This is a genomic window from Thermobacillus xylanilyticus (assembly GCF_907165215.1).
Taxonomy (GTDB): Bacteria; Bacillota; Bacilli; order Paenibacillales; family Paenibacillaceae; genus Thermobacillus; species Thermobacillus xylanilyticus.
This window is the reverse complement of sequence record NZ_CAJRAY010000017.1, coordinates 1-2,656: the sequence shown is the minus strand read 5'-3', so window position 1 is coordinate 2,656 and position 2,656 is coordinate 1. Positions and strand designations below refer to the sequence as shown.

Annotated in this window: 1 protein-coding gene; it reads right to left on the bottom strand. The window is 62.7% G+C overall.

Annotated elements, in window-relative coordinates; translation table 11 throughout:
- Nucleotides 1–2,536, bottom strand: a 2,536-nt coding sequence (locus KJQ12_RS02745; protein WP_213483387.1) for a transglycosylase domain-containing protein, incomplete at its 3' end; no start/stop codon positions are given.
- Between the last annotated feature and the right edge of the window lie 120 nt (nt 2,537–2,656).

Sequence of the window (2,656 nt, the reverse complement as noted above, 5' to 3'; positions counted from 1 at the left end):
GCAGCCCGGCGCCGCCGTTTCCGGAATCGCCGCCGGGCCACTCGCCGTTCTGGCTGCCGTTCGATCCTCCGCCGTCGTTCATACCGCCGTTGTTCATTCCGCCGTTGTTCGTTCCTCCGTCGTTCCATCCTCCGTCGGGCGTGCCGACACCGCCGTTCTGCCCGTTGTTCTGACCGCCGTTGTCGCCGCCATCGGGGTCAAAGATGTCGCCGGGGAACGGCCAGCCGCCGTCAAGCTCGCCGTCCGGCCAACCGTCCGGCAGCTCCGGATCCGGCCAGATCGAATCGGGCACCGTCACGCCGCGGATCGTCGACTTGTCGCCTTCGAGCGCGTGCTCCTTGTCGTAGGCGGTCACGTAGTATTCGTACGTAACGCCGGGTTCGACCGCCATGTCGATCGCCGTCGTCTCTCCCGTCACGGTGAGCAGCTCGAATTCGTCCTCGTTTTCCGCCTTGCGGTAGACGCGATAGAGCAGTCCATCGCCCTGCCGCGACCACGACAGGCGGACGCCGAGATCCGCATCGCTCCAGACGACGGAGAACCCGCCGACGGTCGGCGGTTTGGCGACCAGTTTCACGCCTTCCGGCTTCGTGAAAGACGAAGCCGGCATATCTTTCAGCGCTTCCCCCATCACCTTCGCAAACAGCGCCGCCGCCATCGAACTGCCGCGTTTCAGCACATGCTGCTCATCCGTGCGGTCATAGCCCATCCAGACCGCGGCCGTCCATTCCGGCGTATAGCCGACGAACCAGACGTCGCGGTTGGCGCTCGACTTGAAGCCCGGAATGCCGTGCTCGGTCGTTCCGGTCTTGCCCGCGACCGGGCGGTTGATGCGCGCCTTCGTGCCGGTTCCGCCTTTCTCCAGCACCGCCTGCAGCATTTCCGTCATGTACCAGGCCGTCTCCGGCTTGATGAGCCGCTTTGCTTCCGGCGCCTTGTACTGGTAGATGACCTTGCCTTTCCGGTCCTCGATGCGCACGATGGCGTGCGGATCGACCGACACGCCTCCGCTGGCGAACACGCTGTAGGCCGTCGCCATCTCCATCGGCGTCACCCCGCGCGTCAGTCCGCCGAGGGCGATGGCCAGATTGCGGTCGTTCGCATCCAGCTCGATGCCGAGCCGCTTCGCGAATTCAAGGCCGCGGTCCACGCCGATTTCGTTGAGCAGCCAGACCGTCGAGGCGTTGCGCGACTCTTTGAGCGCCTGGCGCATCGCGATCGAGCCCGCATATTTGCCGCCCGGGTTGGTCGGACAGTAATCGCCGTAGCATTGTTTCTTGTCCTGCAGGCTGGACCAGGGGTACCAGTCGCCCGACTCGAGGGCCGGGCCGTAAACGGCGATCGGCTTGAACGCCGAACCCGGCTGCCGCGGCTGCACCGCCCGGTTCAGCCCCTTGTTCTGATACTCGCGTCCGCCGGCCATCGCTTCGATCTCGCCTGTCCGGTGATCGATGATGACCATCGCACCCTGGACGATCCGGTCATCCGCGCTCTCCTCGAAATTGTCCGGATCGGCGAACGCCTTCTCGACGATCTGCTGGGCGTTAACGTTCAACGTCGTGTAAATTCTGTATCCGCCGACGCGAAGCTCTTCTTCGGTAAGTCCGGTCACCCGTTCCGCTTCGGTGGCGACAAAGTCGACGAAAGCCGGATATTTCTGCGATGCCGCGCCCGCATACGCGTCTTCCGGCGGCTCGTATGCGGCCGCCTTCTTCTTCGCCTCTTCCACCTGCTCCGCCGTGATCAGTCCTTGCTGCTCCATCAGCGAAAGCACGACGGCCATCCGCTCCTGCGACCGCTCATGGTTGCTGATCGGGTTGTAAACGTTCGGCGCCTTCGGAATGCCGGCCAGCGTCGCAATCTCCCAGATCTCGAGCTTGTTCAGATCATCCTTGCCGAAATAAAGCTTGGACGCCGCCAGAATGCCGTGCGCGCCTCTGCCGAAATAGATCCGGTTCAGATACAGCTCCAGAATCTCGTCCTTCGACAGATTCTTCTCGAGCGCCACGGCGATCGACGCTTCCGACGCCTTGCGGAAGAACGTCTTGTCATGGCTGAGAAACATGTTCTTCGCGAGCTGCTGCGTAATCGTGCTGCCGCCTTCCACCATGCTCCTCGCCATGATGTCCTTTACGATCGCGCGGCCGATGGCCCAAAAGTCGACGCCTTCATGCTCATAGAAGCGCCGGTCTTCCACCGCGACGAACGCGCGGTACACCATCTCGGGGATATCCCCGAATTCCACATATTCCCGGTTCTCCACCGTCGCAAGCGCGGCCGCTTCGCGGCCGTCCTTGTCGTAAATGATCGTCGTCTCGGCGAACTCGAACGCTTTCTGGTTCGCCGCCAGTATCCGTTCTCCGTTCAGTACGATCAGGAGATAGCCGACCACCGCGCAGACGACCGCAAGAAAACCGGTGGCCAGAAACCAGCCGAACCAGTGTCTTCCCCTTTTTCTGCCGCCGCGTTTTTTCTTCTCCGCCTTCCCGGATGTCTTCCCGCCGGACGGACGTTTCGGATTTCGATTGGTCGTCACAGCAGACTCCCCTCCTCCGTCTGATGTCTGTTCTCTCTATGTTTCCCTCAAGCGGAAACGGCTCATGAAACAAAAGAACAACCCACGGCCGGCCGCGCCGGCCATCATGCTGGCCGGCGC